Raw genomic sequence first — 25,099 nt, 5'->3', positions numbered from 1 at the left:
ATGGCGTTTCTTGATATCCAAAACGTGGTGTTCACCTACCCGGGCCGCACGCCGGTGGTGAACGGCGTCGACTGGCGCATGCCTGCCGGTGCATTCCACTGCCTGCTGGGGCGCAGCGGCTGCGGCAAGACCACGCTGCTGCAGCTGGCCGCGGGCCTGCTGCGGCCGCAATCGGGGCATATCCTGCTCAACGGCGGTGAACTCGCCGCGCCCGGCCCGCAGCTGGGCTTCATGTTCCAGGCGCCCACGCTGCTCGACTGGCACCGGGTGCTGGGCAATGTGCTGCTGCCGGTGTCGCTGCAGCGCAAGCCCACGGCGCAGGACGAGGCGCGCGCGCTGCAACTGCTGGCGCAACTGGGGCTGGCCGACCATGCACAGGACTATCCGCGCGAGCTTTCGGGCGGCCAGCAAAGCCGCGTGGCGCTGGCGCGCGCGCTGATGCTGGCGCCGCCGCTGCTGCTGCTCGACGAGCCGTTCGCGGCGCTGGACGCGATCACGCGCGCCGAACTGCAGGACGACCTGCTGCGCACCTGCCGCGCGCTGGGCACCACGGTGCTGTTCGTGACGCACGACATCAACGAGGCCGTGTATCTGGGCGACCGCATCGCGCTGATGCATGGCGGGCGCATCGTCGACGACATCGAAATCACGCTGCCGGCGCCGCGCGTGCAGGCGATGCGCCACGGCCCGGAATTCAACGCCTACTGCGCGCGCGTGCGCGCCGCCATGGACAGGACCGCCGCATGAATCCGACGCCGTTTCAGGCGCGGCTCATGGCCGCGGCGCTGCTGCTCATCTTGCTGGCACTGTGGGAGCTGACCGTGCGCGCGTCGGGCCTGTCGGCGCTGGTGCTGCCCGCGCCGTCTGCCGTGGCGGCGGCGCTATGGTCGGGACTGGCTTCGGGCTATTTCTGGCCGCATATCGTGGCCACGCTGCAGGCGCTGGTGCTGGGCCTTGCGGCGGGCAGTCTGGTCGGCTTGTTCGCCGGCATGGCGCTGGCGGAGTCGGCCCTGCTCGAGCGCGTGCTCAAGCCCTATGTGGTGGTCAGCCAGGTCGTTCCCAAGCTCGCGCTCGCGCCGCTGTTCGTGCTGTGGTTTGGCTTCGGCCTGCTGCCCACGGTGCTGATCACCGCGCTGATCTGCTTCTTCCCATTGATGGAAAACACGCTGACCGGCCTGCGCCAGGTCGATGCCCAGCGGCTGCAGCTGTTTCGCATGCTGGGCGCGACGCGCCTGCAGACGCTGCTGCGCCTGAAGCTTCCCACGGGCCTGCCGGCCATTCTCGCGGGCCTGCGCGTGGCTGTGGTGCTGGCGCTGGTCGGCGTGGTGGTTGCCGAGTTCATGGGCGCGAGCCGCGGCCTGGGCGCCGTGGTGATCGCCGCCCAGGGAATGATGGACACCACCTTGATGTTCGCGGCGCTGGTCATCATCGCGGCCATAGGCCTGCTGCTGTACCAGGGCTGCATGCTGCTCGAGCGCCGGCTGCTGCGCTCCCACGCCTTTCCTCTTTCGTCCACCGCGCGCGCGCGCGAAAAATCCTGATCGCCATGACTGCAATGCACACCCCGTCTTCGTTCATCTCCCGCCGCAGCCTGCTGGGCGGCCTGGCCGGCCTGACCCTGGCGGGCACGGCCGGCGCCGCCAACGTGCAAGGCAAGATCCGCCTGGCGGGCTGGAGCAAGCCCATCAGCGAGATCACCAATATCCTCGCCGAACCCGACAAGGGCTTCTTCAAGGCGCAAGGCGTGGAGCTGACCTATCTGCCGGGCGCGGGCGGCGGCGATGCGATACGCAACATTCTCAGCGGCCAGGGCGACGTGGCGTTCACCGACCCGGGTTCGTTCTTCATGGCGCTTGACAAGGGCGAGAAGCTGGTCGCGATCTACGACATCTACCCGCAGAACGTGTTCAACGTGGTCGCGCTCAAGTCGTCGGGCATCCAGAAGCCCGCTGATCTCAAGGGCAAGAAGATCGGCGTCTACAGCCTGGCCAGCGGCACGCGCCAGAACCTGCTGGTGATGCTGCACCAGGCCGGCCTCAAGGAGTCGGATGTGCAGATCGTCGTCACCGGACTGCTCAACTTCGCGCCGCTGATGCAAGGCCAGGTCGATGCCACGGCCGCCACCGACACCGGGCTGGCCGTGGGCCTGCGCAAGGGCATTGGCGAAGTCAACATCATGCAGGTGCGCGACCAGCTCAACATTTCCAGCGACATGTTCGTGGTGCGCGAGGAAGTGCTGCGCCAGAAGAAGGAACTGCTCAAGGCTTTCCTGCAGGGCTACCGCGACAGCGCGGCCTGGATGATCGCCAACCCGGAAGAAGCCGCGCAGCTGGCCGGCAAGCACGCGATCGATGGCACCAACCGCGAGATCAATCTCGACGTGATCCGTCTGCGCAATGCGTCCTCGCTGCCCACGCAGCAGGCCAAGGGCGCGGCGCCGCGCCTGGGCAGCTTTGATCTGGCGGCGCTGCAAAAGGGCGCCGACACCTACCGCGCGCTGGGACTGGTGCAACGCCAGCTCAAGATGTCCGACGTGGTGGATACCAGCCTGATTCCAGGGGCCTGAAATGGTGCAGGATTCGGCAATGGGGCTGCGCGGCAAGGTGGTGCTGGTCACGGGCGCGAGCCGGGGCATAGGCGCGGCCATTGCCGTCGCTTTCGCGCGCCAGGGCGCGAGCGTGGCCATCAACCATCTGTCCAACGACGCGGCCGCGGCGCAGACGGTGGCCGCCTGCACCGCCGCGGGCGGCGACGCCTGGGCGGTGAAGGCTGATGTGGGCTCCAGGCCCGCGGTGCAGGCCATGGTCGAGGCCATCGTGCGCGACGCCGGGGCCATCGACATCGTGGTCAACAACGCTTTCCGGCCCTATGCGTTCGACCCCGAGCGCCGCAGCCATTTCGATGCGCTTGAATGGAGCGACTACCAGGCGCAGTTCGACGGCGCCGTGGGCGCGGCGTTCAACGTCTGCAGCGCCGTGCTGCCGCAGATGCGCCGGCGCGCGCGCGGCAGCATCGTCAACATCGTCAGCAACCTGGTCGAGCACCCGGTCGTGCCCTACCACGACTACACCACGGCCAAGTCGGCGCTGGTGGCGTTCAGCCGCAATCTGGCGAGCGAGCTCGGGCCCGTGGGCATACGCGTCAACTGCGTCGCTCCGGGCCTGGTCTATCCCACGCAGGGCACGCACAACACCAAGGAATCGTTTCGAGAATCGCTGATGGCGGCCACGCCGCTGCGCCGGCTCGCGAGCCCCGAAGACGTGGCCGGGCCGGTGCTGTTCCTGGCGTCGGAGCTCAGCGGCTTCATGACGGGCCAGGTGCTTTTTGTCGATGGCGGGCTGGTGATGCGCTGACGGTCTGCGGGGCGGCTGCCCCTGTAGCAGGCAGCGCCGGGCCGCATGGCGTTTTTCTGCATCCTCATGGTAAACCCGTGACTGCGTGTAATAATGATTCTCATTCAGTATTTTAGTGGCCGTTCCGGCCCTTGCATCGCATGCGCTCCCCTTTGCATTTCTCCCCCCCGCGGCTGGCCCGCGGGCTGCTGTCCCCCCATGTGCTGGCGCTGGCCGGCGTGCTCAGTTTCAGCGCCACAGGCGCATTGGCCCAGGCCACTCTCGAGGAAATCAAGGTCCAGGCCCAGCACGACGGCCAGGCGCTGCCGGCGGCGGCCGCCGGAGGGCAGGTGGCCAAGGGCGCGGGGCTGGGCCTGCTGGGCCAGCGCGATGCCCTGGACACGCCGTTCAACATCACTTCCTACACGCAAAAGCTGATTGCCGACCAGCAAAGCGCCACGGTGGCCGCGGTGCTGGAAAACGACCCCTCGGTGCGCTTTTCCACCAACACCGGCCATGCCTACGAGAACTTCACCATCCGCGGGCTGGAAGTCAACGCCACGGAAGTCGGCTTCAACGGCCTGTACGGCATTGCGCCCGACGCGCATATTCCAACCGAAATGATCGAGCGCGTGGAAGTGCTCAAGGGTCCGGGCGCGCTGCTCAACGGCATGACGCCCGGCGGCGCGGTCGGCGGCGTGGTGAACGTCGTCACCAAGCGCCCCACGGTCGATGACCGTGCCCAGGTGACCACCTCCTATGCCTCGGGCTCGCAGCTGGGCGTGCACGCCGATGTCTCGCGCCGTTTCGGCCCCGAGCGCCGCCTGGGCATACGCGTCAACGGCAGCATGGCCAGCGGCGAAACCGATATCGACGACCAGAAGCGGCGCAAGCGCCTGGGCGCGCTGGCGCTGGATTACCAGGGCGACCGCTGGTCGCTGGGCCTGGATGCCTACAGCTACCGTTCGCACATTGCCAACGGCAGCCCGCTGATGGTGGGCTTTGCGACGGTGGGCCGCATGGTGGCCGCGCCCGATGCCGGCCTCAACCATTTCCGCGGCATGAATGCCGAGCAGCAAAGCGATGGCGCGATGCTGCGCGGCAGCGTCGATCTGTCCGATGACTGGCGCGCCTATGCCAGCCTGGGCTGGGCCGAGCATGCCTATACCGGGATGCTCAACGGCACGCGCGGCATCCTGCAGGCCGACGGCCACACGCTCAACACCCAGAACTACCAGCAATACGGCTTCACGCGCAGCTGGACGGGTGACGCCGGCCTGCGCGGGCGCCTGCGCACCGGCGCCGTGGAACACGAACTGGTGCTGTCGATGAACCAGCTGCGCCAGGAAGGCGGACGGGCGCTCAACGCCAAGGGCGGCATTCCCACGGCCAGCTACGTGAGCGACCTCTACAACCCCACCTACAAGACCGTGGTGGCCAACGAAAGCACGGCCTACAAGCAGGAGCGCGAGAACGTCATCACCAGCTTTGCGCTGGCCGACACGCTGCGCCTTGCCGACGGCAAGCTGGCGGTGACGGCCGGCCTGCGCCTGCAGCAGGTGCAGCAGAAGATGGCCGGCTACGACAAGCAGGCCACCACGCCCATGCTGGGCATTGTTGCCAGGCCCTGGGGCGAGCAGCTCGCGCTGTACGGCAACTACATCGAAGGCCTGAGCGCGGGCACCACCGTGGCCGCTGGCTATGCCAACGCCGGCCAGACGCTGGCGCCCTACAAGACGCAGCAGTTGGAGGCGGGCGTGAAGTGGCAGACCGCCGACTGGCTGCACACCTTTTCGCTGTTCCAGATCAGCAAGCCCTCGGCGATCTCGGTCACGACCGTCGGCGTGGCCTTGCCCAGCCTGGTCGAAGACGGTGAGCAGCGCAACCGCGGCGCGGAATGGACGGTGTCGGGCAAGCTGGCGCCGGCCTGGACGCTGCTGGGCGGCATCTCGTACACCCAGGCCAAGCAGACCCGGACCCAGGGCGGGCTCAAGGATGGCAAGGACGTCTACGGCGTGCCGCGCTGGACCGCGAACCTCGCGGCGGAGTGGGCCGTTCCAGCCGTGACCGGCCTGGCGCTGTCGGGCCGCATGGTGCATACCGGCGCGCAGCAGGTCAACTCCGGCAATACGCTGCAGGCCCCGGCCTGGACGCGCTTTGACGCCGGCGTGCGCTATGCGAGCCGCGTTTCGGGCCACGCTGTGACCTGGCGCGCCAATCTGCAGAATGTCTTCGACCGCCAGTACTGGGCCGGGGCCTTCAACGACAACTTCATGACCGTGGGCGCGCCGCGTACGCTGCTGCTGTCGGCCACGGTGGATTTCTGAACATGACACACACTCCTTGGGCGGCGCATTGCGCCGCCGTGTTGCTGGCCGCGACCTGCAGTCTGGCAGGGGCCGCCGAGGCGGATGCGCCGCTGCTGCCGGGCGTGCACGGCGAGGTGCTGCAGGCGCGGCCGCTGGCGCTGGATCTGCCGGCCCAGCATGTGCTGCAGCTGCGCTTTGCCGGCGCCGGCCTGCATCTGGATCTGCGCGACGCGCAGGGCCGCCATCTGCGCCGGCTGGCCGAGAACGGCCGCGGCGTGCAGACCGCGACCTGGTTCAGCCAGGGCGCACAGCAGGAGCAGCTGTGGGTCACGCCCGCACAGCCCGGGGCAAAGCCGCTGGCCTACGATCTGCGGGTGCTCAACAGCTGGGCCAGCGCGGGGCCGCAGCCGCTGCCCGCGGAGAAGGCCCAGATGGGCGCGCGCCTGGCGGCCTTGCAGCAGGCGCTGGCGCGCGGTGAGGGCGCGGCGGCCACGCAGGCGTTCTGGCGCGAGGCACAGCAGCGCGGCACGCCCTGGGTAGAGCCCTGGGCGGACGGCAAGCTGCTGGTGAGCTTTGTGTGGCGCGATCAGGGCAACACCAATGTGCGCCTGTTCGGCAGCCCCAGCGGCAACCACAATCCGCTGCAGCGCCTGGCCGGCAGCGATGTCTGGTGGACCTCGGCGGTCATGGACCCGCGCTCCCATCTGAGCTATGCCTTTGCGCCCGATGTGCCGCAGCTGCCTGCGGCGCAGGCCGCGCAGCAGCGGCGCATGGTGCTGGCCACGATGCAGCGCGACCCGCTCAATCGCCAGCCGTTTCCCGCCACACCCTGGAGCGGCGCGCAGGACCGCTTCCAGGGCCGCTCCAGTCTGGTGCTGGCGCAGGCGCCGGCGCAGCCCTGGGTCCAGGCCCGTGCCGGCGTGCCGCAGGGAAAGCTCACGCGCCACAGCGTGGACAGCGGCATTCTCGGCAATCGCCGCGATGTCTGGACCTATGTGCCGGCGGGCGCCGATCCCCAGGCGCTGCTGGTGCTGTTCGATGCCCATGCCTATGTGCACGATGTGCCCACGCCGCGCATTCTCGACAACCTGGTGGCCGACGGCCTGCTGCCTCCCGTGGCGGCGGTGATTGTCGGCAATGCCAGCCCCGAGGCGCGCGACGCCGAACTGCCGCCCAACCCGCGGTTCGCGCGCTTCATAGCCGAGGAACTGATGCCCTGGGCCCGCAGCCAGGGCCTGGCGCAGACCGCGCGGCGCACCGTGGTCGCGGGCAGCAGCTATGGCGGACTGGTGTCGTCCTATCTGGGCCTGACCCACCCCGAGCTTTTTGGCAATGTGCTGAGCCTTTCGGGCTCTTACTGGTGGGCGCCGCCGGGCGAAGCGCCGGGCTGGATGCAGCGCGCCTGGCAGGCGCTGCCCGCACCCGTTCCCGCGGTGCGCTTCTATCTCGATGCCGGCTGGTACGAGACCGGGCGCGGCGGGCGCGAAGGCATTCTTGAAACCAACCGCGCGCTGGCCGACATCCTGCGCGCGCGCGGCCTGTCGGTCACGCACCGGGAATATGCCAGCGGCCATGACTACCTGCACTGGCAGGGCGCGCTGGGCTGCGGTCTGGTGGCGCTGCTGGCACCGGCGCGCTATGACATGAAGGATGAACGCCTGCAGGGCTGTGTGGGGGCAGGCGCGTCTTGACCAGCCAGGACGTAAGCCAATGCCCACGTCCCATCCTCTTTTGTTCCTACCGTCATCCTCGCTCAGGCAAGGCATCCTTCATGGGTACTTCAACCCATGGGCCGTCAAGACGGTCCAAGCGATAAAGGAAAACACCATGAACAAAGATCAAGTCACAGGCGCTATCAAGGATGCAGCTGGCAAGGTTCAGCAAAAGGCGGGTGAAGTGTTCAACAGCCCCGAGCAACAAGCCAAGGGCGTCGCCAAGCAGGTCGAAGGCAAGACACAGAAGGCCGTCGGCGATGTGAAGGAAGTTGCCAAGGATATCGCCAAAAAATAACGGGCCGGTCCGATCTAGCCTGACCCGCCCGGGCCCCCGTTGCAACTGCGGCGGGGGCTTTTTCATTTCGCCAATCGCCGATCCGTTCTTGCCCGCGCGACTGCAACCCAGTGCGCGGACCGCATGCTACACAAGTTTGAAACATGAACACTCCCCCCGATAAAACCCAGGCCAAGCGCGATGCATCGTTTCGCAGCAGCTTCTTCACATCCCGCGCCATGACGATCATTGGAGCGGTGCTGGTGTTCCTGTTGATCGCGATGTTCGTGCCCTGGTAGGCGCCGCGGACCGCGGGCGAACATCAAGGCGCTGGTGATGGCAGTAACCATCTCCAGCGCCTTTCTCCTTCCTCCCGTTGTTCAACTGATGGGTGAATCCGTCACGGATTGCCGGAATGCGCCGCCACCGCGCACGCAGGCCAGTTGCATGGCGCTGGCCGAATGGCTTCTTGCCGCAGGCGGCGCCAGTACGCTGGCGGTATAGAGCAAGGTGCCCGGGCTCAGCGGCCGATACAGCGCGACCCTGGTGGTCTCAAGGCTGTCGGGCACCAAGGTCTGAACCTGGTAGATGCAGGCCGCCGGCTCGGGCTGCGCCGAGGGCAGGGCGCTTGCGGCCTGCCAGGCGGCCCAGGTCCAGGCGGCAAGAATGCCGTCGTACTCGTCCGGCCGTGAGGGAATCCGGTCCAGCGGTGTGGCCGGATGGTATTGCGCCACCCAGGCTTCGAATCGCGCGCGTCTGCTGTCCTGTGCTGTCATTGGTTGGGTCTCCGCAAGGTGCTGGCGTCGGGCCGTCTTGAGCATTGCAGCGTCTGGCCGCCATCCATGGCTACTTCGTCACGGCGCCGTGCATTCGGTTCCATCACCGCGCGCCGGGATTGGGCCTGGCGACCACGAAACTTTGTTTTACCCTGTAAATCGAGGAACCCCGGGCCCGCTTGGGGCTCCAACCCCTTGTTATCCATCCAGGAGCTGAAGCATCCATGACACACGACGAAATTCGCGCGACCCTGACCCTGTGCCTGCTGGCCTCGTTTGCCGATGGAGAAAAGCACGACCGTGAACGCGAGCAGATCCGCCAGGTCGCGGAAGGACTCGCTGGCGACCAGGCCGTGAATCTGCCCGGCCTGTACCAGGACGTGCTGCTGCGCAGGGTGCAGCTGACCGACGTGCTGGCGCGCCTGACCAGTACGGAATCGCGTCAACTCGCCTACGAGATGGCAGTCTGCGTCTGCGATGCCGATGGCCAGACCAGTTCCAAGGAAGAAGCTTTCCTGGCCCAGGTGCGACAGGCCTGGGGCATGGGCGGCGCGGCCGCACCGGTGGCCGCCGCTGCTGCAGCGACGGCGGCTGTCGGCACGGCCTGGGGCCGGGCCGATGACAGCTTCGATGTGCAGGCGCGCAGCGTGGCCGATGCGCCGCTGCAATCGACGGCTTTGGCCGAGGCGCCATTGCCCCAGGGCGTGGCGGTGCCGCACCCGGCCGCCGTGGATGCCTTGCCCACGACGGCGGCGCAGCGCCGCCCGGGCACGCTCTCGGCGGCGGAGATGGACAGCAAGATCCTGAAGTCGTCGATCATGAACGGCGCGATCGAGCTGCTGCCCGAGAACCTGTCGACCCTGGCCATCATTCCGCTGCAGATGCGCCTGGTCTATCAGATCGGCCAGAGCTATGGCTATGAACTCGATCGCGGCCACATCAAGGACCTGCTCGGCGCGCTGGGCGTGGGGCTGACCTCGCAGTACCTCGAAGAGGCCGGACGCAAGCTGCTCAGCGGACTGCTGGGCAAGGCCGGCAAGGGCTTGTTTGGCGGCGTGGGGCGCCAGGCGGTGAGCAGCGGCATGAGCTTTGCGTCGACCTACGCGCTGGGCCATGTGGCCAATCAGTACTACGCGGGCGGGCGCACGCTGTCCACCGACATGCTCAAGGACGCGTACCAGCATGTGATGAAGGACGGGCGCGATCTGCAGTCGCGCTATCTGCCGCAGATGCAGGAGACCGCACGCGGCCTGAATACCGCCAAGATCATGGCGATGGTGCGCGGCGCATAAGCCGCGTGTGGGGCGGGCCGGCAATGGGCCCGCCGCCTGGACTGACAGCCGGTTACAGCGCATGTGTCGTCCATAAGACAATAATGGCGGCATGGAGCCTTTACTTGATCACCTGTCCGAGACGGTCAGCTCGGCCAAAACACTGGAAGAGCTGTCGCGGCCGTTGCTGGAAATGCTGGTGTCCGTCACCGGCATGGAATCGACTTATCTGACGACCATCGACCTGCAGCGCAATCTTCAGCATGTGCTTTATGCGCGCAACACCTGCGAGATGCAGATTCCCGAGGGCTTGTCGGTGGCCTGGGGCGACACGCTGTGCAAACGCGCGCTCGACGAGGCACAGCCGTTCGCCGACGATGTCGGCCTGCGCTGGGGCGATTCGGACGCCGCGCGCGCGCTGCAGATCCAGACCTATCTGAGCACGCCCGTGCGTCTGGCCGATGGTGCCTTGTACGGCACGCTGTGCGCCGCGAGTTCGGCGCGGCATGAGCTGCCGGAGCAGGCTCGCCATGTGCTGTCGCTGTTCGCGACCCTGATCGCCCAGCAGGTCGAGCGCGAATTGCTGGTGCAGCGGCTGGTGGAAGCCAACTCGCGCCTCAGTACCTATGCGAATACCGATCCGCTGACGGCGCTGGCGAACCGGCGCGCGCTGCACCAGGCATTGACCCGGCTGCTGGAGCAGGGTTCGCGCCGCGGCATGGCCGTGCTGGTGGCGTTCATCGATCTCGATGGTTTCAAGGCCATCAACGACACCTATGGGCATGATGTGGGTGACCAGTTTCTGATTGCGCTGGCCGAGCGCCTGCGCAATCTGCTGCGTGCCGAGGATCTTGCGGCGCGCCTGGGCGGAGACGAATTCGTCGTGGTGGCGCTGGGGCCCGAAAAGCTCGACATGCTAGGCGATGCCGCGCAGGCGTTCGAGAAGAGGGTGTTCCAAGCGACGCGCGGCGACTACCAACTGGGTCCACTGCGCATGCACTACGACGGCGCGAGCGTCGGCGTGCTGGGCGTGTCTCCGGGCAGCCACGATGCAGTGCAGGCACTGCAGGCCGCCGATGCCGCGATGTATGAAGTCAAGCAGGCGCGCAAGAACCAGTTGGCCCACCTGCATTGATCCAGGCACGCGGCGCTGGCCTGGATGTGGAATGCAAAAAGCCCCCCGGCGCATGGCACCGGGGGGCTTTTTTCCTGAGGTTATAAGCGGCCCATGAGCAGCAGGACGATCAGGACCACCACCACCAGGCCAAGCACGCCGCTGGGAGCATAGCCCCAGCTGCGGCTGTGTGGCCAGGACGGCAGTGCTCCGACGAGCAGCAGAATGAGGATGATCAAAAGGATGGTGCTAATGGCCATGGTCAGCTCTTTTCTGTGTGGTTGATAAGCGATTGCTTCGAATGCGCATCTCATCGGCATGAACTTGAAAGTGCGTGAGACTTTCGTTCTGCCCGCGGGATGCGACTCTGGGATCAACGATACGGGCCGCGCCTCGGCCCAAGGGTAGGATGCCGCCGCGTTGACGCGCATGCCTTCAGGCCGTGGCGCTCGCTGCCTGCCAAGACAGATCTGCGCGAGCGCGGCGTATTCGGCCAATCCGTGGCGCCGATACGCGAGGCGCTGCTGCAGCTGGTGGCCCAGGACGTCCTCATGGGCCAGCGCGGTTTCAGCGTGCGCGTGCCGATTCCATCGGTCGAGCAGCTGGCCGAAGTGCGCGCCATCCGCACCAAGCTGGAAATCATGGCCGCGACCAATGCCATGCACGAATGGACGCCAGAAGGCATTGCCGAACTCGAGCGCATTCACGCCGAGCTGCAGCTGGCCAAAGCCGCGGGCGACGTGACGCGCATCCTGCGCACCAACGTGCGGTTCCACTTCGCGCTTTACGGCGCCGAGCGGCGCTCCTATCTGATGACCATGATCCGTACGCTGTGGGCCATCACCGGCCCCAGCATCCGTCCAAGCAGGGGCGCAGGATACAGCTGGAAGACTGAGGGCCGTCCCTGACGATGTCCGCTGTAGGCGGGGGAGGCCGGCCTGCAGCGCATGGGGTGCGGGGAAATGCCGGACGGCTGCCCCTTGTCTTGCGCGCTTTACGCGGCTCCGAGGTCCACCCGTTCGGCCAGGAAATCCAGAAAAGCCCGCACGCGCAGCGGCAGGTAGCCGCCTTGCCCGACATAGACGGCGTGGACCTCCTCGACATCGCCGGGATTGCAGTCTTCCAGCACCGGCAGCAGCCGGCCGGCGGCAAGGTCGTCGCGCACCTGGAAAGCCGCCAGACGCGCCAGCCCCAGCCCGGCCAGAACCAGACGATGCAATGCCGCGCCATCGCTGGCCTGGGCATTGCCGCTGACCGGCAGCACCACATCCTTGCCCGCATGGCGCAGCGGCCAGCCCGGCTGCGCGCGCACATGGTTGGGGCCCAGGCGGTTGTGGGCGCGCAATTGCTCCGGCGTGGTCGGCGCGCCGTGGCGCGCGAGATAGGCTGGCGTGGCGACGATCATCATGCGCGTGGCGCCCAGCTTGCGAGCCACCAGGTTAGAGCTTTTGAGCGGCCCGGCGCGCACCGCCACGTCTGTGCGCTGCTCCAGGATGTCGATGACTTCGTCGGTCAGCACGATGTCCAGGCTCACGTCGGGATGGCGGGCCAGGAACTCCGGTGCCAGCGGCAGCAGGAAGTGATGCCCGAACGGCACGTTGGCATTGACGCGCAAGCGGCCACGCGGCGTGGTGTGCTCGCCGGCGCAGCGTTCGGCGTCCTCCAGGTCGGCCAGGATGCGCACGCCGCGCTCGTAGAACGCGCAGCCTTCGGCGGTGATCTGCAGTTGGCGCGTGGAGCGATTCACCAGCCGCGCACCCAGGCGCTGCTCCAGGCGCGCCACGAGCTTGCTGACCGCCGACGGCGTCATGCCGCATGCGCGGGCGGCGGCGGAAAAACCGCCCAGCTCGATGACCCGCACAAACACTTCCAGTTCGCCGGAGCGATTCACTTCCAGACGGGCCACGGCCGCTCCTCGATGAGATCAACGCACAAATGATGTTCCGCTGGAGAGTCTATGCCGGACTAATCTTTGAATTCATAATTTTTCTCTAGAAGGTCTTTGAATTCATCCAATGAGAAAACCCATGAAAACAGTTCGCAAGGCTTATCTGGCGGCCATGCTCGGCCTGGCACTTGCGGCAGGCACGGCCCTGACGCCCACCCCCGCAATGGCATCGGAGTGGGTTGCCACCTGGCAGGCAAGCCCGCAGCCCACCTGGGGCGCGGACTTCCTGCTTCCTGCCAATGTGCCGGCGGTACTGCACGACCAGACCGTGCACCAGGTGGCGCGCCTGAGCCTCGGGGGGCAACGTCTGCGCATCGTGCTGTCCAACGCCTACGGCGCCGAGCCCATCGTGGTCGGCAAGGCCACGCTTGCCCGGCCGGCGTGCAATGGAGCGGTTGCCGCCGACAGCCTGCGGTCGCTGACTTTTGGCGGCCGGGAAGAGGCAACGGTGCTTGCCGGCGCCTCGCTGGTCAGCGACCCCGTGGCCCTGGACGTTCCGGCGCTGGCGCAGGTGGCGGTCAGCATCCATCTGCCGCAGGCGACGGCCGTGCGCACCTTTCACTGGGATGGCCGCCAGACGGCCTGGATCGCGCCCGGAGACCAGACGTCAAGACTCGCGCCGGCCAAGGGCGGTGATGCGGTGCAGACCACCACGGCGCGGCCGTTGCTGACGGGAATCCAGGTGGAAAGCGCAAGGCCCGCGCGGGCTGTCGTGGTGCTGGGCGACTCCATCACCGACGGCGCCAGCGCCAGCCTCGACAAGGACAGCCGCTGGCCGGACTTCCTCGCGGCACGGCTCGCACCGCAGGGGGTGGCTGTGGTCAATGCGGGCATTTCGGGCGCGCGACTGCTGGCCGACGGCATGGGCGTCAACGCCCTGGCGCGGCTGGAGCGCGATGTACTGACCCAGCCGGGTGCCCAAAGCGTGATTGTGATGCTGGGCATCAACGACATTGCCTGGCCCGGAACGGCGTTCGCGCCCCAGGCTTCACGCCCGACGCTGGCGGCGCTGACCGCGGGTTACCGGCAACTGGTCGCCCAGGCCCATGCGCGCGGCCTGCGCGTGATCGGCGCCACGCTGACGCCGTTCGAAGGCGCCTTGCCTGGGACGCCGTTGAGCAACTACTACCAGCTTGACAAGGAAGCGCTGCGCCAGCGGGTCAACGACTGGATTCGCCTCAGCGGCGCATTCGATGCGGTGATCGACTTCGATGCCGCGCTGCGCGATCCCGACCATCCCACCCGGCTGGCCGCGCGCTTTGATTCCGGCGACCGCCTGCATCCCGGCGATGAAGGCAACCGCGCAATGGCCCAAGCCGTCGATCTCGAAGCGCTACTGCCGGGAACCGTGAAAGCTTGGTGACATGAAAAAAGGGCCCGAAGGCCCTTGTTAGGTGAAGCCGTCACTGGAGCGGCTCACCGGTGCATTCCATGCAAGGCTTATTGCGGCGGACGCTGTTGAGCGGGGTTGCTGCCGCTGCCTGGCTGCTGCTGGCCGGGGCTGTTCTGCTGCTGCTGACCGGGATTGTTGCCGCTGCCAGGTTGCTGCTGACCGGGATTGGTCTGCTGTTGCTGGCCGGGATTTTGCGGATTGCCTGGCTGCTGCTGGCCGGGGTTGGTCTGCTGCTGCTGACCCGGATTGCGCGCGCCTCCGGGCTGCTGATTGGGGTTGTTCTGCTGCTGCTGACCGGGGTTGTTCTGGTTGTTGCTGGCGTTCTGGCTCTGGTCTTGCTGTGTCATTTCCATACTCCTTGAGGTGTCGGTGACGTTAATCAGTGATCGATTGCCACTGAGCCTTTACTTTGAACCGCTGCGGATTCGCAGGGTGTAGGACATGCCGGCCATTACCTTTTGTTGCGACCTTGTCAACGGATAAATCGCGGGCAAACGCGAATTTGCCAAGAAAGCAACAATCTTTGACATTCGCACCCAGCACCCGCGGGGCTCAGCACTTGAGCCGCGCCTGCTGGTCGCGCGCCGCCTTGCGTTCGCGGCGCACCCAGTCCAGATCGTAGTACTGGCTGCCGGCGCGGCCCATGCTGTCGAGCATCTTCACACGCTGCTCGAGTTGCGCGCACAGCGGGTTAGCGGCGTCGGTCCGGGAGGCGGTGACCGCGACGGGGGCTCGTGCTGGCGCCCGGGTCAGTGCCTGGGCTTGCTCCCATTGGGCCTGGGCCTGAGCGACCTGCTGCTTCCATTCCATCTGTTCGGGAACGGTTTCGCTGCGCTCCAGAAATGCGTTCTGCTGCTGGCAGGTATGCGCTGACCAGAACAGGCCGCCGCCATGGCTCTTGCAGAGGTAGACGACTCGTTGGCCGGGGCCGGCGCTGCTGGACGGCGCAATGCTGGTCGTGTCCTGCACCCGCTTGCCGCCCTGGCAGGGCGTTGCCGAGTAGCTGTTGCCACAGCGGTAGATCGGTTCCTGGGCATGGGTGGAAAACGGCGCAAGACTGGCCAGAAACAGGGCAAGAGGCAGGAACATACGTCTAGTTTCATTTGGAAACGTTTTGCTTGCAAGCCAGGTGCGCAAATACGTGGTGTCCCGCACCGTTCGGCGCAGCTATTGCATGCGGACCATGGAACCAATACGCTTGGGCGGTGTCCATATCCTCCATGCGTCGCTTTTTCTCGCTGTTCATCGTCCTGCTGCTGGTCTTTCGCGGCCTGCTGGGCGACGCTATGGCGATGGGCGAGGCGGTGCTGCAGCCGGCGCATGCGGCCGCAGCCGGTCACGATATGGTCGGTGCCGGTCACCATATGGTCGGCACCGGGCACGGTGGGCATGGCGCGCATGAACCTGGCGCTGCCCATGCCCATGGCAGCGCGCCGCAGCAAGCCTGCGACATGCAGGCGGGCAGTGCCTGTGATCCGGCGCATGGCGCGTCCTGCGCGGCCTGCGGCATCTGCCACTCGGCGGTGTCGCTGACCGATGTGCCGCTGCCTGGCGCCGCCGCTGCGCCCGGCATTCGCCCCGCGGGAATGCGCCCGCGCTTTGCCAGCGCCTTGCCGCTGCAGGCCGTCAAACCGCCCATTTCCTGAGACCTGACACCCGAAGTGCGTCCGCAGCGGACGCGCTTTGCTGCGTGCAGACGCGTTGCTTGCGTCTGACGCTTCGTTAGTCATGTCGAAGGAGAACCATATGCGCCTGGCGCAGCTTTTGCCCCTGGGGGTGCTGGCCGGATGGGCCTGCACCGCCGCCTGGGCCCAGAATTCCGTCCCATCCGTCCCATCCGTGGCCACCAATGCCTGGCTGGACCCGGCTGCCGCTGCGCGGCCGTTGATCCACAGGCCTTTGCCGCACAGCGGCGCGCTGGTTGCAACGCCGCAGGATTGGCGCGCTGCGAATGCCGCCGTGGCCGCATTCCCGCGCGGGCATTCCGATGTCGTGCGCTGGGAGGCCGGCCAGCAGGCCCCACGTTCCGCCGCCGCGCACAAGGGGCATCCATGACGCGCCGCCTTTCCACGCTGGGCGCCGCCGTGGCCGCGCTGCTGCTCGCCGGCTGCGCCAGCGTCGCTCCCGATGGCCTGCGTGGCGCCGTGCAACAGCATGCCCAGGGGCGCCTGCCAGCGGGCGCGGACCTGCCGGCGCCCGACCATGCTGCCCGCCAGCAGGCGCAGGCGAACATCGCCGCGTGGCTGCAGCAGCCGGTCGATGCCGACACGGCCGTGCGCATTGCGCTGCTCAACAACCCGGACCTGCAGGCCCGCCTGGCGCAGCTGGCGCTGCAGGACGCCGAGCGCGCCCAGGCATTGACGCTGATCAATCCCACGCTGTCGCTGGCGCGGCTGACCAGCCCGCATGAACGCGAAATCGAACGCCAGCTGGGCCTGAACGTGGTGCAGCTCATCACCATGCCCTGGCGCGCGCGCTGGCAGGGCTGGCAAATGGAGCGCGCCACGCTGGACGCCGCGCAGCAGGTGTTGGCGCTGGCCGCCGATACGCGCCGTGCCTGGCTGCGCGCCGTTGCGGCGCGCCAGGTGCTTGCGGCCCAGGAGCGCATGCATGCAGCGGCGCAGGTCGGCGGCGAGCTTGCCGAGCGCATGGCCAGGGTGGGCAACTTCAGCCGGCTGCAGCAGGCCCAGCAGTTGAGCGTGCAGCACGACAGCGCGGCGCAGCTGGCGCGCGCGCGCCTGGCCGCAGCGCTGGAAAGCGAGCAGCTTGCGCGGCTGATGGGGCTGTGGGGACCGCAGGCCGAGCTGGCGCTGCCCGATCGCTTGCCCGCGCTGCCTGCGGCCAACGATCTGCGCCGCGGCGACGACGCCGAAGCCACGGCGCTGCGCGAGCGGCTCGATGTGCGCGCGCTGCGCCGCGATCTGGACAGCGCGGCCGAGCGCAGCGGTTGGGCCGGCGTGGGCGCGGTGTTCGGCGATCTGGGGCTGAGCTACAGCCGCAATACCGCGACCGATCGCGCCAACGGCCACAGCGAAGTCACGCGCGGCTGGGAGCTGGACATCGCCTTGCCGCTGTTCGACTGGGGCGGAGCGGCCACGGCCGGAGCGCGCGCCGGGCTGCAGCGCAGCGCCGCCCAGCTGCGCGCGACGGCGCTGGACGCCCGCAGCCAGGCGCGCAGCAGCTGGCTGCGCTACCGCACGGCCTGGGATCTGGCGCAGCAGCAGCAGGCCGAAGTAGTGCCGCTGTCGCAGCTGCGCCAGGATGAGGCCGTGCTGCGCTACAACGGCATGTTCATCAGCACCTGGGAGCTGCTGGCCCAGGCGCGCGCCACGACCCAGGCCGTGGCCACGGCCAGCGAGCTGCAGCGCGACTTCTGGCTGACCGAAGTCGATCTGCAGCTCGCGCTCCACGGCAGCTCGCCCGGCGCCGTCGCGGCGCCGGACAGCCGGGCCGCCGCCGCTTCCTCGACTTCCTCACCAGGCCATTGACCATGAACCGCCGCAATTTCTTCACCGGCGCCGCCACGGCCGTGGCCGCCGCCTCCGTCAGCTCCGTGGCCATGGCCGCGCTGCCCGAACCCGTGTCCCAGGCCTCGGCCGATACCGCGCCGCCGCTGGCGCCGCCCAACGGCCGGCCCTACCATCCGGTGGTCACGCTCAACGGCTGGACCACGCCCTGGCGCATGAACCAGGGCGTCAAGGAGTTCCACCTCGTGGCCGAGCCCGTGGTGCGCGAAGTGGCGCCCGGCTTTTTCGTCAACATGTGGGGCTACAACGGCCAGAGCCCGGGGCCGACCATCGAAGTGGTGGAGGGCGACAGGGTGCGCATCTTCGTCACCAACCGCCTGCCCGAGCACACCACCATCCATTGGCACGGCCAGCGCCTGCCCAACGGCATGGACGGCGTGGGCGGGCTGAACCAGCCGCATATTCCACCGGGCAAGACCTATGTCTACGAGTTCGAGGCGCGCCGCCCCGGCACCTTCATGTACCACCCGCACTCGGATGAGATGGTGCAGATGGCGATGGGCATGATGGGCCTGTGGATCACCCACCCCAAGGGGCGCCACCCCTTGATTGCCGATGTGCAGCGCGACTATGCATTCCTGTTGTCGGCCTATGCCGTGGAGCCCGGCGCGATGACGCCGCGCGTCAACGAGATGACGGACTTCAACATCTGGACCTTCAACAGCCGGGCCTTTCCCGCGATCACGCCGCTGGTCGCGCGCCAGGGCGACAGGGTGCGCATGCGCGTGGGCAATCTGACCATGACCAACCATCCCATCCATGTGCACGGCCACGAGTTCGAAGTCACCGGCACCGACGGCGGGCCCGTGCCACGCTCGGCGCGCTGGCCCGAGGTGACCACCGACGTGGCCGTGGGCCAGATGCGCCAGGTGGAACTGATTGCCGACGAGCCCGGCGACTGGGCTTTGCATTGCCACAAGAGCCACCACACCATGGGCGCGATGGGACATGACGTGCCCACCATGATCGGTGTCGATCACCGCGGACTGGTGGGCAAGATACAGAAGATCGTGCCCGACTACATGCTGATGGGCGAGCGCGGCATGGGCGATATGGGCAGCATGCAGATGCCCCTGCCCGACAACACCTTTCCGATGATGAGCGGCAACGGCCCGTTCGGGCCGCTCGAGATGGGCGGAATGTTCACCACGCTCAAGGTGCGCCCCGGTCTGGGCGCCCACGACTATGCGGACCCGGGCTGGTTTGCCCAGCCCAGGGGCAGCGTGGCCTATGAATGGACCGGAGCGCCGCTCGATGCCGCCGCGCCGCGCCAGACCCTGCCAGGCAGCGCGCCGGGTGCACCCAGCGTGCGCAAGCCCGGCACGGGCCATGAACACCATTGATACCTTGCTTTGAACCAGGAGAAAACCATGACACTTCACCCCAATCGCCGCCATTCGCTGGCGCTGCTGGCATCGCTTGCCGCCACGGCCTGTCTGCCCGCGCTGGCCGCTGGCGCCAGAACCCCCATGGAAGTCTGGAAGGACCCGAACTGCGGCTGCTGCAAGGACTGGGTGGTGCTGATGGAGAAAGCCGGCTTTGCCGTCACCGTGCACGATACCGGCAACAACGCCGTGCGCGCCAAGCTGGGATTGCCGCAGCGCCTGGGCTCGTGCCACACGGCGCTGGTGGGCGGCTATCTGCTCGAAGGCCATGTGCCTGCGGCCGATGTGCGCCGCCTGCTCAAGGAAAAGCCCAAGGCACTGGGCCTGGCCGTTCCCGGCATGCCTGTGGGCAGCCCCGGCATGGACGGCCCGGAATACGGCGGCCGCAAGGACGCGTACGACGTCCTGCTGGTCAGCAGGAATATGATGGGCGGCGAGGTGAGCACCCAGGTGTTCACCAGCTACCGGTCGTGAATTGCCAGCGAAGGAAACCGATCATGCTGCTCTCACTTTTCCCATCTCTGCGCGTGCCTGCGCTGGCCGTGCTGGGCCTGGCTCTGGTCTGCAGCCAGGCCATGGCGCACAACCACGACCAGCCCGGTCATGCAGGCCATAACGCCCACGATGCGGCGCCTGCTGCCGCTGGGCACGCAGCGCTGACCGAAGGCGAAATCACGCGCCGCGACGCGCGCACCGGCAAGCTGACCATACGCCATGCCGAGATCGTCAACCTGGGCATGGCGCCGATGACCATGGTGTTTGCCGTGCAGGACCCGGCCCAGGCCGCTGCGCTGCAGCCCGGCGACAAGGTGCGCTTTCGCGTGGAGAGGATCAACGGGGCGCTGGTGATCACGCATATCGAATCGGCCGCGCCGCCGCGTTGATCGAAGCGCGCAGCGTCAGGCGCCAGGCCATCGTCGCTGCCGCTGGTATTTTTACCCGGGTGTTATTGACTCGTTTATTTCACCCGGGTAAAATTCCTGCATGGACCAAGTTACGCCACCCACCTACACCGCTTTCCTGAACGGGCAGCGCCTTGCCAGCGGCCTGTTGCCCGAAGTCGCCGTGGCCGTGCTGCGCGCCCAGCTGTCGCAGCACGATCATCCGCTGGTCTTCAGCAATGCCACGGGGCAGTCCGCGGACCTGGACCTGCGCGGCGGCGAGCAAGCCGTGGCGGCGCGCTATGCCGTGGCCGCGGCTGTCTCCGTCTCCAAGGGCCGAGGTCGTCCCAAGCTCGGCGTGGTGGCGCGCGAAGTCACGCTGCTGCCCGAACACTGGGACTGGCTCGCGGCCCAGCCCGGTGGCGCCTCGGTCGCCTTGCGCAAGCTGGTGCACGAAGCGCGGCGCAAAGGCGGCGAGCAGGACCTCACGCGCCGCGCGCGCGACCGTGCCTACCATGCCATGTCGACGCTGGCCGGCGACCTCGCGGGCTTCGAGGAAGCGTCGCGGGCGCTGTTCGCAGGCGACCCTGAGCGGCTGGCGGCGCAGATGGCCGCCTGGCCCGAAGACGTTCGGACCTACGTGCTGCAGCTCGCCGAACCCGCAGCCGGCTGAGACCGGCATTTTCCGATTCTTTGCCAACAGCGCGTGGCCGGCTGCCGCAGCGCTGCGGGCACACGCACGCCCGTGGCGTTCAAGGCACGCGGCACCACCCTCACCAGGAGAAAAAGATGGAATCTTCCGTCAACCAGGCGGCGCGGCGCGCGGCCGCGCGCCAGGCGCGCGACGCCTTCCCGCCCATGGGCGTCTATGCCATACGCGACCGCGCCAGCGGCCACCGGCTGCTGGGCGCGAGCCGCAACGTGCACGCCGCGCTCAATCGCGCGCGTTTTGAAATGCGCATGGGCAAGTATGCGGACCGTGTGCTGCAAGCCGCCTGGAGCCGCGCCGGCGCGGATGCGCTCAGCTTCGAGGTGCTCGAACTGGTGAAGGAACGCGAGGACGCGGAATTCGACTACGCGGGCGAGCTCAAGGCGCTGGAGCAGACCTGCCGCGAACTCGAAGGCCTCAAGCCATGAGCGAACTTGCGCTGCAAGCCTGCGTGGACCGACACCTCGCGCACGCGGGCCGGGTGTTCGTGCTCGACAACGAACTCGGCACCCACCACGGACTGTCATGGGCCGACTTCGTGCTGCTGACGGTGCTGGAGGCGGCCGGCGGCGCCGCGCCCGCGACGCAGCTCGCGCGCACCATGTGCACGCCGGCCTCGCAACTGCTGCTGCGCCTGCTGCCGCTGGAGAAGACCGGCCTGGTGGAGCGCGCCGCCGATGGCCAGGGCCGGCGCCGCGTCACGCTGCGCGCGCCAGGCCGCAAGCTGCTGCACGAGGCGCGGCAGACGGCAGCCAACGCCTGCAGGCCCTGACGGCAACCTCGCTCAGGCCGCGTGCGCGCGCAGCCAGGCGACGATGTCGGCCGTCACTTCGGCGCGGTTGGTTTCATTCAGGATCTCGTGGCGCGCCGCAGGATAGAGCTTGAGCGTCACGTCGGCGATGCCCGCATCGCGATAGCGCTTGGCCAGCAGCTGCACCAGCGCGCCGCCACCGGCAAGCGGATCGGCGTCGCCCGAAGCGATCAGCAGGGGCAGGTCGGCGCGGATGCGCGCCAGCTGCGCCGGATCGGCGAGCCGGGATGCGGGTGCGAACAGCGCGCCAATCACTTCTTGCGGCACTTCCCAGCCGCACCAGGGATCGGCGACATAGGCATCCACTTCGGCGGCGTCGCGCGAAAGCCATTCGTAGCCCGTGCGCTGCGCAAAGCCGGCGTTGAAGGCTTCGAGCCCGGCCGGCGCACCCGCAGGCGCATTGGCCATGGCCGCGACCAGCATGTCGAGCGCGGTCGTGCCGGACAGCACCACGCCCGACCAGGTCGAAGCGTGATCGATGATCGCCGCCTGCGCGGCAAACGAGCCCATCGAGTGCGCGAACAGAAACAGCGGCAGGCCGGCATGCTGGGTCCGCAATTGCGCCCCGAACTGCGCCACGTCGGCAATCAGGCCGTCAAATCCCGCGGCGCCGAAGTCGCCCAATCGCCCATCGGCGCTGCGCCCGTGCCCTCTGTGGTCGACCGCATGGACCACGAAGCCCGCGGCATTGAGCGCCCGGGCAAACCGGTCGTAGCGTTCGCCATGTTCGGCGAGGCCGTGCGCGATCTGCACCACGCCCATGGGCTGGCCGGCAACCTCGGCCCAGGTATAGGTCGCGACCCGGGTGGCGTCGACGTTGGAGACAAAGGAGGAGGTCGAAGTGCTCATTGCCGGATTCTGGCATGTCGGCAGGGCAGGCCTGGTTGGGGTTGATGCGGGGGCTAGTCGCTGGCCGCGCCGGCTCAAGGCCGGGCGGCGCGGCACAAGGCCTGGTCCAGAGCCCCCATGGCAACCTCGCAGGCCGCAAGCAGCCGTGCCCGCGCTACGCCGTCGCGCGCCTGCACCGAGATGCCGTGCAGCTGCGTGGCATAGAAGTCGCCCAGCGCCTGCACATCCGTGGCCGGGCGCAGCTGGCCTTCGTCCCGAGCGCGCTGCAGTCGGTCGATGATGGACTGCGTGCGCTGGCGGCGGTGGTCCGCCAGCCAGGCCGCCACCTCCTCGTTTTCCTGCGCGAAATTGATCGCCGCCATGACGACCATGCAGCCCTGGGGCTGGCCGGGTTCGGTATAGACCGTGGCCGCATCCGTCAGCATGCGCGCGATCGATGCGCGCACCTGGGCCTCGTCGGCCAGGGCCTTGTCGGCGAAGCAGCCGGCGCCCGACTCATAGCGCTGTACGGCCTCGCGGAACAGCGCCTGCTTGCTGCCGAAGGCCGCATAGATGCGCGCCGAGGCAATGCCCAGCGCCTGGACCAAATCCGCCATGGACGTGCCTTCGTAGCCGCGCTGCCAGAACGCCAGCATGGCGCGCTCCAGCGCCTGGTCCCGGTCAAATTCCCTGGGTCTTCCGGCCATGTTTCTTGTCCTCTTCAAAAGTCAGTGCGGCATCTTAGCGGCGTGCCATCGGCGCCGTCGCGCGCCGGGTTGGCAAAAGCAGCGGCGCAGGCGTGATACTATTCTTTGTTGATCAACAAACAATACATCGAATCAAGGAAAAACACATGCAGACCATCAAGGGCCCGAGCCTTCATCTCGCGCAGTTCGCCGACGACAAGGCTCCGTTCAATTCGCTCGAGGACATTGCACGCTGGGCCGCGGGCGTGGGCTTCAAGGCCTTGCAGATTCCCGCCTGGGACCAGCGGCTGTTCGACGTGGCGACGGCCGCGCAAAGCCAGACCTACTGCGACGACATCACCGGCATGCTGGCCTCGCACGGCCTGGTGGCCAGCGAGCTGACCACGCACATGTTCGGCCAGCTGGTCGCCGTGCACCCCGCCTATGACGCGATGTGCGACAGCTTCGCTCCCGAGTCGCTGCGCGGCAATCCGGCGGCGCGAACCGCCTGGGCGATGCAGCAGCTCAAGCACTCGGCCAGCGCCTCGCGCCGCATGGGCCTGACGGAGATGGGCACGTTCTCGGGCTCGTTCGTCTGGCCCTATCTGTTCCCGTTCCCGCAACGCCCGGCTGGGCTGATCGAGACGGCCTTCGAGGAGCTCGCGCGCCGCTGGCGCCCCATCCTGGACGCCTGCGACGCGCAGGGCGTGAACCTCTGCTACGAGATCCATCCCAGCGAGGACCTGCACGACGGCACGAGCTTCGAGCGCTTCCATGAACTGGTCGGTCAGCACGAGCGCTGCAAGATCCTGTTCGACCCCAGCCACTTCGTGCTGCAGCAGCTGAACTACCTCGACTACATCGACATCTACCGCGATCACATCCGCATGTTCCATGTGAAGGATGCGGAGTTCCTGCCCAGCGGGCGCCAGGGCATCTACGGCGGCTACTCCTCATGGCTGGACCGGGCCGGACGCTTCCGTTCGCTGGGCGACGGGCAGGTGGACTTCAAGGCCATCTTCTCCAAGTTCGCCCAGTACGACTACCAGGGCTGGGCTTCTCTGGAGTGGGAATGCTGCCTCAAGGACCAGGAGGACGGCGCGCGCGAGGGCGTGGAATTCATCCATCGCCACATCATCCGCGTGACCGACAGAATCTTTGACGACTTCGCCGGCGCGCCCGTCAACCAGGGCCAGATCAACGCCATGCTGGGCATCGCCTGAGCCTCCTCGTATCCCGATTCGGACCACAAAAATGAACGCATTTCCTTCGATTCCTGCCCCCACCCAGGACGACTTTTCCCACGACTATGTGCGCATCGACGGCCGCCGCATCCACTGCGTCACGGCCGGGCAGGGCCAGCCCGTGCTGCTCATCCCGGGCTGGCCGCAGACCTGGTATGCCTGGCGCCATGTGATGCAGGCGCTGGCCGCGCAGGGCTTTCAGGCGATTGCCGTCGATCCGCCGGGCACGGGGTTTTCCGACCGGCCCGACACCGGCTACGACACCGGCACCATCGCCCAGACCCTGCACCGCAGCATGCTGGCGCTGGGCCATGCGCGCTACCAGGTGGTAGGCCACGACGTGGGCATGTGGGTCGCCTACGCGCTGGCCAGCGACCAGCCCCAGGCCGTGCAGTCTCTGGCGCTGACGGAAGCCGTGATCCCGGGGCTGGCGCCCGAGCCCAGCATCTTCGCGCCGCCCGAGCAGAACATCTTCCTGTGGCATTTCATGTTCAATCAGCTGGCGGACCTGCCCGAGACGCTGATCGCGGGCCGCGAACGCGCCTACCTGGAGTTCATGTTCAACCGCTGGTCGCTGCGGCGCGACCGCGTGGCCGTCGACGTCTACGTAGATGCCTATTCGGCGCCAGGCGGACTGCGCGGCGGCTTCGCCTACTACCGCGCGATTCCCGAGACCATGCGCCAGAACCGCGAGCGTGCGCAGCGCCCGCTCGCCATGCCGGTGCTGGCCATAGGCGCCGAGCACGCGACCGGCGATGCGCCCCTGGCCACGCTGCGCGGCCATGCCGATGATCTGTCGGGCGTGATCGTGCCTGACTGCGGCCACTTCATCATGGAGGAGGCCGCCGAGCCGTTCATTGCCGCACTGCTGCCTTTCCTGCAAAGGACGCGGTGAT

Annotated in this window: 30 protein-coding genes; 24 read left to right on the top strand and 6 right to left on the bottom strand. The window is 67.7% G+C overall.

Features of this window, described 5'->3' with window-relative positions; translation table 11 throughout:
- The 8 genes from ACSVDO_RS12785 to ACSVDO_RS12750 all read left to right on the top strand — a co-directional run bounded on the left by ACSVDO_RS12785 (window position 1) and on the right by ACSVDO_RS12750 (window position 7,929).
- Window positions 1–747, top strand: coding sequence for an ABC transporter ATP-binding protein (locus ACSVDO_RS12785; protein WP_489592531.1), 747 nt, complete (start codon window positions 1–3; stop codon window positions 745–747).
- Entirely contained in the window at window positions 744–1,541 is a 798-nt protein-coding gene (locus ACSVDO_RS12780; RefSeq protein ID WP_489592530.1) for an ABC transporter permease, read from the top strand. The genes ACSVDO_RS12785 and ACSVDO_RS12780 overlap by 4 nt, the downstream gene beginning before the upstream one ends.
- Before the next feature lie 14 nt (window positions 1,542–1,555).
- Entirely contained in the window at window positions 1,556–2,566 is a 1,011-nt protein-coding gene (locus ACSVDO_RS12775; RefSeq protein ID WP_489592528.1) for an ABC transporter substrate-binding protein, read from the top strand.
- Window positions 2,567–2,585: 19 nt separating this feature from the next.
- The gene (locus ACSVDO_RS12770) at window positions 2,586–3,353 is read left to right on the top strand and encodes an SDR family oxidoreductase (RefSeq protein WP_489596399.1); all 768 of its coding nucleotides are present in this window, start codon (window positions 2,586–2,588) and stop codon (window positions 3,351–3,353) included.
- Between the two features lie 152 nt (window positions 3,354–3,505).
- Window positions 3,506–5,659, top strand: a complete 2,154-nt coding sequence (locus ACSVDO_RS12765) for a TonB-dependent receptor (protein ID WP_489592526.1) — start codon at window positions 3,506–3,508, stop codon at window positions 5,657–5,659.
- Between the two features lie 2 nt (window positions 5,660–5,661).
- On the top strand, window positions 5,662–7,332 hold the full coding sequence (gene fes / locus ACSVDO_RS12760) for an enterochelin esterase (RefSeq protein WP_489592524.1): 1,671 nt from the start codon (window positions 5,662–5,664) through the stop codon (window positions 7,330–7,332).
- A 136-nt stretch (window positions 7,333–7,468) separates the two neighbouring features.
- The gene (locus ACSVDO_RS12755) at window positions 7,469–7,651 is read left to right on the top strand and encodes a CsbD family protein (protein WP_332538580.1); all 183 of its coding nucleotides are present in this window, start codon (window positions 7,469–7,471) and stop codon (window positions 7,649–7,651) included.
- A gap of 143 nt (window positions 7,652–7,794) precedes the next feature.
- Complete coding sequence (locus ACSVDO_RS12750) at window positions 7,795–7,929, top strand: hypothetical protein (protein ID WP_332538582.1); 135 nt, start codon at window positions 7,795–7,797, stop codon at window positions 7,927–7,929.
- 81 nt (window positions 7,930–8,010) lie between these two features.
- Here the strand turns inward: ACSVDO_RS12750 and ACSVDO_RS12745 are convergent, their stop codons facing one another.
- A complete protein-coding gene (locus ACSVDO_RS12745) occupies window positions 8,011–8,406 on the bottom strand; it encodes a hypothetical protein (protein ID WP_489592521.1) in 396 nt (131 codons plus the stop codon).
- A 224-nt stretch (window positions 8,407–8,630) separates the two neighbouring features.
- Here ACSVDO_RS12745 and ACSVDO_RS12740 point away from each other — a divergent pair, with 224 nt between their 5' ends.
- Together ACSVDO_RS12740 and ACSVDO_RS12735 are read left to right on the top strand one after the other, a co-directional pair.
- Complete coding sequence (locus ACSVDO_RS12740) at window positions 8,631–9,698, top strand: TerB family tellurite resistance protein (RefSeq protein ID WP_332538584.1); 1,068 nt, start codon at window positions 8,631–8,633, stop codon at window positions 9,696–9,698.
- Window positions 9,699–9,789: 91 nt separating this feature from the next.
- Complete coding sequence (locus ACSVDO_RS12735; RefSeq protein ID WP_489592519.1) at window positions 9,790–10,812, top strand: sensor domain-containing diguanylate cyclase; 1,023 nt, start codon at window positions 9,790–9,792, stop codon at window positions 10,810–10,812.
- 80 nt (window positions 10,813–10,892) lie between these two features.
- On the opposite strand, the gene ACSVDO_RS12730 is transcribed toward ACSVDO_RS12735, so the two are convergent.
- The gene (locus tag ACSVDO_RS12730) at window positions 10,893–11,051 is read right to left on the bottom strand and encodes a DUF3309 family protein (RefSeq protein WP_213300558.1); all 159 of its coding nucleotides are present in this window, start codon (window positions 11,049–11,051) and stop codon (window positions 10,893–10,895) included.
- A gap of 240 nt (window positions 11,052–11,291) precedes the next feature.
- Between ACSVDO_RS12730 and ACSVDO_RS12725 the strand changes: the two genes are divergently transcribed.
- Complete coding sequence (locus ACSVDO_RS12725) at window positions 11,292–11,699, top strand: GntR family transcriptional regulator (protein ID WP_489592517.1); 408 nt, start codon at window positions 11,292–11,294, stop codon at window positions 11,697–11,699.
- Between the two features lie 86 nt (window positions 11,700–11,785).
- Here ACSVDO_RS12725 and ACSVDO_RS12720 read toward each other — a convergent pair whose 3' ends face one another.
- Window positions 11,786–12,697, bottom strand: a complete 912-nt coding sequence (locus ACSVDO_RS12720; protein WP_489592515.1) for a LysR family transcriptional regulator — start codon at window positions 12,695–12,697, stop codon at window positions 11,786–11,788.
- Window positions 12,698–12,818: 121 nt separating this feature from the next.
- On the opposite strand from ACSVDO_RS12720, the gene ACSVDO_RS12715 reads away from it, so the two are divergent.
- Window positions 12,819–14,102: an SGNH/GDSL hydrolase family protein gene (locus ACSVDO_RS12715; protein ID WP_489592513.1), complete on the top strand. Its 1,284-nt coding sequence runs from the start codon at window positions 12,819–12,821 to the stop codon at window positions 14,100–14,102.
- Between the two features lie 68 nt (window positions 14,103–14,170).
- Window positions 14,171–14,494: a hypothetical protein gene (locus ACSVDO_RS12710; protein ID WP_489592512.1), complete on the top strand. Its 324-nt coding sequence runs from the start codon at window positions 14,171–14,173 to the stop codon at window positions 14,492–14,494.
- Window positions 14,495–14,684: 190 nt separating this feature from the next.
- Here the strand turns inward: ACSVDO_RS12710 and ACSVDO_RS12705 are convergent, their stop codons facing one another.
- On the bottom strand, window positions 14,685–15,221 hold the full coding sequence (locus ACSVDO_RS12705) for a hypothetical protein (protein WP_489592510.1): 537 nt from the start codon (window positions 15,219–15,221) through the stop codon (window positions 14,685–14,687).
- A 116-nt stretch (window positions 15,222–15,337) separates the two neighbouring features.
- Between ACSVDO_RS12705 and ACSVDO_RS12700 the strand changes: the two genes are divergently transcribed.
- From ACSVDO_RS12700 to ACSVDO_RS12660, 9 genes are all read left to right on the top strand, one after another.
- Window positions 15,338–15,778 carry a hypothetical protein gene (locus ACSVDO_RS12700; RefSeq protein WP_489592508.1) on the top strand — a complete coding sequence of 147 codons (441 nt, stop codon included), beginning with the start codon at window positions 15,338–15,340 and terminating at the stop codon, window positions 15,776–15,778.
- 82 nt (window positions 15,779–15,860) lie between these two features.
- On the top strand, window positions 15,861–16,187 hold the full coding sequence (locus ACSVDO_RS12695) for a hypothetical protein (protein WP_489592506.1): 327 nt from the start codon (window positions 15,861–15,863) through the stop codon (window positions 16,185–16,187).
- Window positions 16,184–17,620: a TolC family protein gene (locus ACSVDO_RS12690; RefSeq protein ID WP_489592505.1), complete on the top strand. Its 1,437-nt coding sequence runs from the start codon at window positions 16,184–16,186 to the stop codon at window positions 17,618–17,620. The genes ACSVDO_RS12695 and ACSVDO_RS12690 overlap by 4 nt, the downstream gene beginning before the upstream one ends.
- Window positions 17,621–17,622: 2 nt before the next feature.
- The gene (locus ACSVDO_RS12685; RefSeq protein WP_489592503.1) at window positions 17,623–19,002 is read left to right on the top strand and encodes a multicopper oxidase family protein; all 1,380 of its coding nucleotides are present in this window, start codon (window positions 17,623–17,625) and stop codon (window positions 19,000–19,002) included.
- Window positions 19,003–19,029: 27 nt separating this feature from the next.
- On the top strand, window positions 19,030–19,518 hold the full coding sequence (locus tag ACSVDO_RS12680) for a DUF411 domain-containing protein (RefSeq protein ID WP_489592501.1): 489 nt from the start codon (window positions 19,030–19,032) through the stop codon (window positions 19,516–19,518).
- 23 nt (window positions 19,519–19,541) lie between these two features.
- Window positions 19,542–19,928: a copper-binding protein gene (locus ACSVDO_RS12675; protein WP_489592499.1), complete on the top strand. Its 387-nt coding sequence runs from the start codon at window positions 19,542–19,544 to the stop codon at window positions 19,926–19,928.
- A gap of 100 nt (window positions 19,929–20,028) precedes the next feature.
- Entirely contained in the window at window positions 20,029–20,598 is a 570-nt protein-coding gene (locus tag ACSVDO_RS12670; protein WP_489592497.1) for a DUF2239 family protein, read from the top strand.
- Between the two features lie 116 nt (window positions 20,599–20,714).
- A complete protein-coding gene (locus ACSVDO_RS12665) occupies window positions 20,715–21,062 on the top strand; it encodes a GIY-YIG nuclease family protein (RefSeq protein ID WP_332539580.1) in 348 nt (115 codons plus the stop codon).
- The gene (locus tag ACSVDO_RS12660) at window positions 21,059–21,406 is read left to right on the top strand and encodes an AsnC family transcriptional regulator (RefSeq protein ID WP_332539578.1); all 348 of its coding nucleotides are present in this window, start codon (window positions 21,059–21,061) and stop codon (window positions 21,404–21,406) included. The genes ACSVDO_RS12665 and ACSVDO_RS12660 overlap by 4 nt, the downstream gene beginning before the upstream one ends.
- Before the next feature lie 12 nt (window positions 21,407–21,418).
- On the opposite strand, the gene ACSVDO_RS12655 is transcribed toward ACSVDO_RS12660, so the two are convergent.
- Together ACSVDO_RS12655 and ACSVDO_RS12650 are read right to left on the bottom strand one after the other, a co-directional pair.
- Window positions 21,419–22,294, bottom strand: a complete 876-nt coding sequence (locus ACSVDO_RS12655) for an alpha/beta fold hydrolase (RefSeq protein ID WP_332547685.1) — start codon at window positions 22,292–22,294, stop codon at window positions 21,419–21,421.
- 74 nt (window positions 22,295–22,368) lie between these two features.
- The gene (locus ACSVDO_RS12650) at window positions 22,369–22,980 is read right to left on the bottom strand and encodes a TetR/AcrR family transcriptional regulator (RefSeq protein WP_489592494.1); all 612 of its coding nucleotides are present in this window, start codon (window positions 22,978–22,980) and stop codon (window positions 22,369–22,371) included.
- Between the two features lie 146 nt (window positions 22,981–23,126).
- Between ACSVDO_RS12650 and ACSVDO_RS12645 the strand changes: the two genes are divergently transcribed.
- On the top strand, window positions 23,127–24,182 hold the full coding sequence (locus ACSVDO_RS12645) for a sugar phosphate isomerase/epimerase family protein (protein WP_332539574.1): 1,056 nt from the start codon (window positions 23,127–23,129) through the stop codon (window positions 24,180–24,182).
- A gap of 31 nt (window positions 24,183–24,213) precedes the next feature.
- On the top strand, window positions 24,214–25,098 hold the full coding sequence (locus ACSVDO_RS12640; RefSeq protein ID WP_489592491.1) for an alpha/beta fold hydrolase: 885 nt from the start codon (window positions 24,214–24,216) through the stop codon (window positions 25,096–25,098).
- The last annotated feature ends 1 nt before the right edge of the window (window position 25,099 follow it).

The sequence above is a fragment of the Comamonas sp. DB36 genome, from assembly GCF_057914905.1.
The sequence above is the reverse complement of the archived record's forward strand: the minus strand, read 5'-3'. Positions and strand labels throughout refer to the sequence as shown.

Excerpts from the sequence above, each read along its gene's own strand:
- ACSVDO_RS12730 (WP_213300558.1), bottom strand. The coding sequence starts at position 11,051 with ATGGCCATTAGCACCATCCTTTTGATCATCCTCATTCTGCTGCTCGTC.
- ACSVDO_RS12640 (WP_489592491.1), top strand. The coding sequence starts at position 24,214 with ATGAACGCATTTCCTTCGATTCCTGCCCCCACCCAGGACGACTTTTCC.
- fes (WP_489592524.1), top strand. The coding sequence starts at position 5,662 with ATGACACACACTCCTTGGGCGGCGCATTGCGCCGCCGTGTTGCTGGCC.
- ACSVDO_RS12685 (WP_489592503.1), top strand. The coding sequence starts at position 17,623 with ATGAACCGCCGCAATTTCTTCACCGGCGCCGCCACGGCCGTGGCCGCC.
- ACSVDO_RS12650 (WP_489592494.1), bottom strand. The coding sequence starts at position 22,980 with ATGGCCGGAAGACCCAGGGAATTTGACCGGGACCAGGCGCTGGAGCGC.
- ACSVDO_RS12660 (WP_332539578.1), top strand. The coding sequence starts at position 21,059 with ATGAGCGAACTTGCGCTGCAAGCCTGCGTGGACCGACACCTCGCGCAC.
- ACSVDO_RS12670 (WP_489592497.1), top strand. The coding sequence starts at position 20,029 with ATGGACCAAGTTACGCCACCCACCTACACCGCTTTCCTGAACGGGCAG.
- ACSVDO_RS12695 (WP_489592506.1), top strand. The coding sequence starts at position 15,861 with ATGTCGAAGGAGAACCATATGCGCCTGGCGCAGCTTTTGCCCCTGGGG.
- ACSVDO_RS12775 (WP_489592528.1), top strand. The coding sequence starts at position 1,556 with ATGCACACCCCGTCTTCGTTCATCTCCCGCCGCAGCCTGCTGGGCGGC.
- ACSVDO_RS12740 (WP_332538584.1), top strand. The coding sequence starts at position 8,631 with ATGACACACGACGAAATTCGCGCGACCCTGACCCTGTGCCTGCTGGCC.
- ACSVDO_RS12680 (WP_489592501.1), top strand. The coding sequence starts at position 19,030 with ATGACACTTCACCCCAATCGCCGCCATTCGCTGGCGCTGCTGGCATCG.
- ACSVDO_RS12785 (WP_489592531.1), top strand. The coding sequence starts at position 1 with ATGGCGTTTCTTGATATCCAAAACGTGGTGTTCACCTACCCGGGCCGC.
- ACSVDO_RS12645 (WP_332539574.1), top strand. The coding sequence starts at position 23,127 with ATGCAGACCATCAAGGGCCCGAGCCTTCATCTCGCGCAGTTCGCCGAC.
- ACSVDO_RS12745 (WP_489592521.1), bottom strand. The coding sequence starts at position 8,406 with ATGACAGCACAGGACAGCAGACGCGCGCGATTCGAAGCCTGGGTGGCG.
- ACSVDO_RS12675 (WP_489592499.1), top strand. The coding sequence starts at position 19,542 with ATGCTGCTCTCACTTTTCCCATCTCTGCGCGTGCCTGCGCTGGCCGTG.
- ACSVDO_RS12770 (WP_489596399.1), top strand. The coding sequence starts at position 2,586 with ATGGGGCTGCGCGGCAAGGTGGTGCTGGTCACGGGCGCGAGCCGGGGC.
- ACSVDO_RS12665 (WP_332539580.1), top strand. The coding sequence starts at position 20,715 with ATGGAATCTTCCGTCAACCAGGCGGCGCGGCGCGCGGCCGCGCGCCAG.
- ACSVDO_RS12715 (WP_489592513.1), top strand. The coding sequence starts at position 12,819 with ATGAAAACAGTTCGCAAGGCTTATCTGGCGGCCATGCTCGGCCTGGCA.
- ACSVDO_RS12750 (WP_332538582.1), top strand. The coding sequence starts at position 7,795 with ATGAACACTCCCCCCGATAAAACCCAGGCCAAGCGCGATGCATCGTTT.
- ACSVDO_RS12780 (WP_489592530.1), top strand. The coding sequence starts at position 744 with ATGAATCCGACGCCGTTTCAGGCGCGGCTCATGGCCGCGGCGCTGCTG.
- ACSVDO_RS12705 (WP_489592510.1), bottom strand. The coding sequence starts at position 15,221 with ATGTTCCTGCCTCTTGCCCTGTTTCTGGCCAGTCTTGCGCCGTTTTCC.
- ACSVDO_RS12655 (WP_332547685.1), bottom strand. The coding sequence starts at position 22,294 with ATGAGCACTTCGACCTCCTCCTTTGTCTCCAACGTCGACGCCACCCGG.
- ACSVDO_RS12735 (WP_489592519.1), top strand. The coding sequence starts at position 9,790 with ATGGAGCCTTTACTTGATCACCTGTCCGAGACGGTCAGCTCGGCCAAA.
- ACSVDO_RS12710 (WP_489592512.1), top strand. The coding sequence starts at position 14,171 with ATGCAAGGCTTATTGCGGCGGACGCTGTTGAGCGGGGTTGCTGCCGCT.
- ACSVDO_RS12690 (WP_489592505.1), top strand. The coding sequence starts at position 16,184 with ATGACGCGCCGCCTTTCCACGCTGGGCGCCGCCGTGGCCGCGCTGCTG.
- ACSVDO_RS12755 (WP_332538580.1), top strand. The coding sequence starts at position 7,469 with ATGAACAAAGATCAAGTCACAGGCGCTATCAAGGATGCAGCTGGCAAG.